7 protein-coding genes are annotated in these 5,826 nt (G+C 67.7%); 2 read left to right on the top strand and 5 right to left on the bottom strand.

All coding sequences use genetic code 11. The features are described from left to right. Positions 1-1,579: PecA family PE domain-processing aspartic protease (locus ACK5M9_RS11780; protein WP_416893352.1), on the top strand; the 1,579-nt coding region annotated here is incomplete at its 5' end. Between the two features lie 16 nt (positions 1,580-1,595). Here ACK5M9_RS11780 and ACK5M9_RS11775 read toward each other — a convergent pair. Genes ACK5M9_RS11775 through nadD form a run of 5 tightly spaced genes read right to left on the bottom strand, consistent with a single transcriptional unit; the run spans position 1,596 to position 4,896 of the window. Beyond that, positions 1,596-2,426 (bottom strand): DegV family protein, encoded by an 831-nt coding sequence (locus ACK5M9_RS11775; RefSeq protein WP_416893351.1) that lies wholly within the window; start codon positions 2,424-2,426, stop codon positions 1,596-1,598. Next, the gene (gene octT / locus ACK5M9_RS11770) at positions 2,423-3,169 is read right to left on the bottom strand and encodes a diglucosylglycerate octanoyltransferase (RefSeq protein ID WP_416893353.1); all 747 of its coding nucleotides are present in this window, start codon (positions 3,167-3,169) and stop codon (positions 2,423-2,425) included. The genes ACK5M9_RS11775 and octT overlap by 4 nt, the downstream gene beginning before the upstream one ends. A 1-nt stretch (position 3,170) precedes the next feature. Beyond that, entirely contained in the window at positions 3,171-3,863 is a 693-nt protein-coding gene (gpgP, locus tag ACK5M9_RS11765) for a glucosyl-3-phosphoglycerate phosphatase (RefSeq protein ID WP_416893350.1), read from the bottom strand. After that, on the bottom strand, positions 3,860-4,270 hold the full coding sequence (gene rsfS, locus ACK5M9_RS11760) for a ribosome silencing factor (RefSeq protein ID WP_416893349.1): 411 nt from the start codon (positions 4,268-4,270) through the stop codon (positions 3,860-3,862). The genes gpgP and rsfS overlap by 4 nt, the downstream gene beginning before the upstream one ends. Beyond that, positions 4,267-4,896 carry a nicotinate-nucleotide adenylyltransferase gene (gene nadD / locus ACK5M9_RS11755; protein ID WP_416893348.1) on the bottom strand — a complete coding sequence of 210 codons (630 nt, stop codon included), beginning with the start codon at positions 4,894-4,896 and terminating at the stop codon, positions 4,267-4,269. Before nadD ends, rsfS begins: the two co-directional genes overlap by 4 nt. A 76-nt stretch (positions 4,897-4,972) precedes the next feature. On the opposite strand from nadD, the gene ACK5M9_RS11750 reads away from it, so the two are divergent. Further along, positions 4,973-5,826: class I SAM-dependent methyltransferase (locus ACK5M9_RS11750; RefSeq protein WP_416893347.1), on the top strand; the 854-nt coding region annotated here is incomplete at its 3' end.

Raw genomic sequence — 5,826 nt, 5'->3', positions numbered from 1 at the left:
GTCCCGGTTGGCCTTCTCTCCCGCACTGGTCGGAGCGGCCACCACCGAACTAGCCGGCATCGGCTCGAACGTGAACGCGGCAGCCGCTACCGCTGCCCTGCCGACCACCGAAATCCTGACTGCCGGCGCAGACGAAGTCTCGGAGGCGCTGGCAGCCCTGTTCACCAGCCACGGACAGCAGTTTCAAGCGGTGGCCGGCCAGCTCTCGACGTCCTACGGGCAGATGGTCGGGAACCTGACGGCAACCCTGAATACCTATACGACCACCGAGGCCGCCAACCTGTCGCAACTCGCGTCGCCGGCCGCAGTCATCAATGATCCCATCCGGGAGTTCACCGGACGCCCGCTGTTCGGCGACGGCGTCAACGGCTATACCAACGCCCAGGGGGTCGGGACGGCCGGCGGGGCCGGCGGATGGCTGTTCGGCAACGGCGGCACCGGCGGCACCAGCACCGCCGAAGGAGTGACCGGCGGCGCCGGCGGGTCCGGCGGCCTGTTCTTCGGCAACGGCGGCACCGGCGGGACCAGCACCTTCGGTGGCGGCACCGGCGGGCCCGGCGGGACGGCTGGCCTGCTGTTCGGCAACGGCGGCACCGGCGGGACCAGCGGACCGGGTGGCGCGGGCGGTATCGGGGGCGGCGGCGGCCTGCTGGGGCAGGCCGGTACCGCCGGTGTCAGCACCGCGCTGGCCCCGAACCAGATCCTCATCCGCACCGGTTCGTGGGGCAACCCGGAGTTGAACATCTCCGTGGGTGGCGGACCGAGCCTGCCGGTCGTGCTGGATTCCGGCGCGTCGGGTCTGGTGGTACCGCCGAATTTCGTCGATCTGGCCAATTTGGATCCCGTGATGAATGGACAGCACCAAGCGACCGGTGCTGTCAGCTATGGCGGCACCCTATTCATCAACTACGACGTCTATTCGACGACCGTGAATTTCGGAAACGGGATCGTCACCGACACCACCAACGTCGGCGTGGCCACCTCGGCCTATCATCACGTGATCAACAATCCGAGTCACCAGATCAGCGACCTCGGTTCATTGCCCGTCTACCTGGGTATCGGCCCCAACAACCCGTATCCGTTCGCCACCTCGGTGATCGAGGCGCTACCGGATCACCTGGACGATGGCCTGCTGATCAACCTGCCCCGCGGCTTGGCGGAGTTCGGCCCCAATCCGCTACCCGATTCCGCAATATCGGTGTCCGGCTCACCGATAGCGGATGTTCAGGTGTCCCTCAACGGGCGTCCCGCGATTCCCACCAGTGCGTTCCTCGATTCCGGTGGCGCGCTGGGCGCCGTGCCCGAATCATTGGTGACCGGTTCGGGGATCGGCAGCCCGGGCGGCGGCGGCCAACTCCCGGCGGGAACGACCATCGCCGTGTACGCCAGCCAGGACGACGGTGGTCACCTCCTGTACACCCAGACCGTCTCCGCAGACCACCGCCCCTACGTGTTGACCGGGCAAAACGCACGGTTCAACACCGGGTCCTACCCCTTCTCGCAAATGCCCATCTACATCTCCAACGAGAACCCTTCCGCCACGATCGGCGAGGGCGGCGCAACGATCTTCCCCGGCTAGAATCCCGCCGTCACCGTTACTCGGCCAGCTGCAGGCAGACCGCCAGCGCCCCCGCCCCGACGTGCACGGCGAGCGCAGGGCCCAGCGGTGTGACGATCGCCGGTTCACACTGCGGCAGGCGTTCGGCCAGCGCGGCCGCCACCTCGCGGGCACCCTCGGGATCTGCGACATGGTGCACGGCCAGCGCGGCAGCACCGTCGGCGACCGTGTCGCAGACCTCGTCGAGCATCACCGCAATCGCGGCCTTGGCGGTCCTTATCCGTTGGGCCAGAACAAGTTCGCCTTCATCGATAACCAGCAGCGGCTTGAGTGCCAGCGCGGTTCCCAGCCATGCCTTGGCGCCCCCGAGTCGGCCGCTGCGGCGCAGGTTGTCCAGTCGGCGCACAACAATGTAGGCGTGGGTGCGCGCCACAGCGGCAGTCGCAACACCGGCAACGGCGTCGAGGTCGGCGCCGGACCTGGCCGCCCGAGCGGCGGCCAAGGCCGTGAAACCGGTTCCCATCGCTGCCGACTTGGAGTCTATAACCCTTACCGCGGAACCGAATTCCGCGGCGGCAAGCTCGGCGGCCCGCCACGTTCCCGAAAGCCCGGACGACATGTGCACGGCCACCACGCCGTCGCCGTCGCTGCCCGCCAGGGCGCGCCGGTAGGCCGCGGACAACTCGGCCGGCGTCACCGCGGCCGTGGTAGCCGGACGCTTGTAGACGTCGTCGGGAATCTCGTCGACACCAACGCGCAGGTCAGTCCCGTCGATCAGAATGTGCAGCGGCGCTTGGTGTATCGCCCACCGCTCACACACGTCCTGCGGAATGCGCGACGAACTGTCGGTGACCACCGCGACGGTCACGGGAGGCCGCCGTTGGCCACCCCGGCCTCGGTCAGTGCTTTGAGCATCAGTTCCGCGACTGCCTGGTGCGCCTCGAAGTTCCAGTGAATCCCGTCGGGATTCCCTCGCCCACCCATGATCTCGTCGGCAACCGCGGCTTTGAGGTCGACCAGCGGAATATGTTGGCGTTGCGCCCATTGCGTCACCGCGTCCACGGTGCCGGCGCGACCACGGTGCACCCTGCCGTAGGTCTCGGCAATGTGCACCGACGGCAACGACGCCACCATGGGTATTCCCGGGCGGTTGAAATCGATTGCCGCACGGGTTTGTTCCAGGTACTCCGCCGACAGGTGCGGGGGTAGTGCGGACCGTGCGACCGGCGACAGCCGCGGCTGCAGCCAGCCGTAGCCGTCGCGCGCCCAGCGCCGCAGCCACGGTGGCCGCAGGTAGCGGATGAGCTCGCGCAGTGCTGTCGGCAGCACCGACGGCAGCGAATCCATTCCGCTGGTCGCGAAGATCACCGCACCGGCCCGCGGCAGCGCCGCCCAGGCCCGCGGGTCCTGGGTTGCCGCCCACCACACATCCCGACAGGTCCAGCCGATCCGACCGATCAGTTCGACATCCCAACCCAAGTGGGAACCGACAATATTGGGCCAGATGCGCGGATCGTCGGCGGGCAGCCCGCCGGCGGGTCCGTAGTAGGACAGCGAGTCGGCGAAGATCAGCAGTGTCGGCCGGGCTACGGCGGGCGGCTCGGCGGACATCTCAGAGGACATCGTTGGCCACCTGCGCCGACGCGTTCCACACGTCCAGCCGCCACCGGATGGCGTCGAAACCAGCCGGCTGCGTGGCGTCGTCGGCCTCATCATCGCTGTGGCCGCTCACCTGCACCCAGCTGCAGTTGCCCATGCCACCGAGAATCGGCCAGTTGGCCACCGGCAGCTTGAGTAGCGCGGCCGATAGTGCGGCGATCAACCCGCCGTGGGCCACCAGCACCACCGGGCGCTGAGGCGCGGCGTCGCCGCCCCATTCCGGCGCACCGGCCACCAGCTCGGCGACCAGCGGCAGACTGCGGTCGGCCACGTCGACGCGGCTTTCACCGCCGTGCGGCGCCCAGGTGGCGTCTTCGCGCCAGGCCAGCCGGGCCCCCGGGACCTCTGCATCGATCTGGGCGTGCGTCAGGCCCTGCCAGTCGCCCAGATGGGTCTCCCGCAGCCGCGGGTCCACTCGAATCGGCACACCGGTGCGTTCCCCCAGCGTTGCCGCGGTGTCGTAGGCGCGTCGCAGATCCGAGGACACGATCAGCAGCGGTTGCAGTTTGCCCAGCACCTCGGCGGCAGCCACCGCCTGAGATCGGCCGAGTTCGCTCAGGTCGGTCTCCAGCTGGCCCTGCATCCGACTGCCGAGGTTGTAGTCGGTCTGCCCGTGCCGCAGCATCACCAACCGGCGCACCCTCATGGGCCCTCCGCGTCTGGTTCGTCCGGCTGCACCGGTTGTGCCGGCTGCGCCGTCAGATCCACCTCAATTACCGGGCAGTCGCCCCACAGCCGGTCCAGCGCGTAGAACTCGCGGTCATCCCGGTGCTGAATGTGCACCACGATGTCGCGGTAGTCCAGTAGCGTCCAGCGGCCCTCGCGGGCCCCCTCCCGGCGCGCCGGTGAGTGACCGGCCCGGCGCATCTTCTCCTCGACCTCGTCGACGATCGCGTTGACCTGCCGTTCGTTGGATGCCGAGGCGATCACGAAACAGTCGGTGATGACCAGCTGCCCGGACACGTCGATGACCAGGACGTCGTCGGCCTGTTTGGCTGCGGCGGCGGCGGCCGCCACCGTCGCCATCTCGATCGCCTCCGGGTTCGCGGTCATCCGGTGGGCTCCCCCTCGCACCCGCGATACAGCCGCCGCTTGGAAACGTACTGCACAACACCGTCGGGCATCAGATACCACAGCGGCCGGCGATCATGGGCGCGCTGCCGGCAGTCGGTCGAGGAGATCGCCAGGGCGGGCACTTCGACCAGGGTCAGCGTATCGGCGGGCAGCTCACCGAGGGCGTCGGTGATGTGGTCGTGGTGCAGTTCGTATCCCGGCCGGCTGACCCCGACGAACCGCGCTAGGGCGAACAGTTCCTCCCAGCCACGCCAGGACAGAATGGAAGCCAGCGCGTCTGCGCCGGTGATGAAATACAGTTCGGCGTCCGGGTTGCACGCATGCAGATCCCGCAGGGTATCCCGGGTGTAGGTGGGGCCGGCCCGGTCGATGTCGACCCTGCTCACCGAGAACCGGGGGTTGGAGGCGGTGGCGATCACCGTCATCAGGTAGCGGTCCTCGGCGGCGGACACCCGGCGTTCCTTCTGCCACGGCTGGCCGCTGGGCACGAACACCACCTCGTCGAACTTAAACTTGTCGGCGACCTCACTGGCGGCCACCAGGTGGCCGTAGTGGATGGGGTCGAACGTCCCCCCCATCACCCCCAGCCGCCGCCGTTTTCGCATGGTTGGCAAGCTTACTGGACCAGCGGCAATGGCCCCCGGCGCCGGAAAACAGTGCCGATGGTGTACAAGGAATGCTGTGGAAGACACGACGACAGGCTCCGCAGACCGGACGCACCGGTGGAGAGCCGCCGTGACCAAACGCGTCATCAACCGCGCCGCGGCCAGCGGAGAGATCACACTGCCCGCCGTCCCGGGCATGATCGACGAATATCTCCAGATGTGCGACAGCACCTTCGCCGCCCTCGGCCGCCAGTTCAACGACGAAGAACTGGCTCACTTACGCGAGGTCCTGCGCAACCAACTAACCGCGGCCTACACCGAATCACAGCGGTCCAACATCGTCATCACCTACAGCACTGACGCCGGGAAGAACCTGCAATACCAGGTCAACACCCGGTTCTTCACCGTTGCCGAGGCCTACGAGAACTGGGTCGCCACCAGAGAACCTCCACTGTTCGGCACCCAACCCGACGCCCGCGTGTGGGCACTGGCCAACGAAGCGGCCGATCCCAGGAGCTTTCGGATTCTCGAAATCGGCCCCGGCCCCGGCCGCAACGCACTTCCGCTGGCACGCCGCGGACACCCCGTGGAAGTGATTGAGGTGACCCCGAAATTTGCCGAGATCCTGCAAGCCGAGGCCCAACGCAACGCAGTCGATATACGGGTCATTGTCCGCAACGTCTTCGAAACCACCGCCGATTTGCGGAATGACTACCAGCTGATCGTGCTGTCGGAGGTGGTAACCGACGTCCGGACAACCCAGCAGTTGCGCAGCGTGTTCGAACTCGCCGCACAGTGCCTCGCACCCGGAGGTCAGTTGGTGCTCAACACCTTCGTGTCGCGTCTCGGCTACCAGATCGAGGATGTCGCGCGGGAGTTCGGGCAACAGGCCTACTCGTGCATGTTCTCGCCCGAGGAGACGGCGGCCGC

The organism is Mycobacterium sp. (genome assembly GCF_047975165.1).
GTDB lineage: Bacteria > Actinomycetota > Actinomycetes > Mycobacteriales > Mycobacteriaceae > Mycobacterium.
Note: the sequence above shows the minus strand (reverse complement) of the source record. Positions and strands in the feature narration are given on the sequence as shown.

Excerpts from the sequence above, each read along its gene's own strand:
- rsfS (WP_416893349.1), bottom strand. The coding sequence starts at position 4,270 with ATGACCGCGAACCCGGAGGCGATCGAGATGGCGACGGTGGCGGCCGCC.
- octT (WP_416893353.1), bottom strand. The coding sequence starts at position 3,169 with ATGTCCGCCGAGCCGCCCGCCGTAGCCCGGCCGACACTGCTGATCTTC.
- nadD (WP_416893348.1), bottom strand. The coding sequence starts at position 4,896 with ATGCGAAAACGGCGGCGGCTGGGGGTGATGGGGGGGACGTTCGACCCC.
- gpgP (WP_416893350.1), bottom strand. The coding sequence starts at position 3,863 with ATGAGGGTGCGCCGGTTGGTGATGCTGCGGCACGGGCAGACCGACTAC.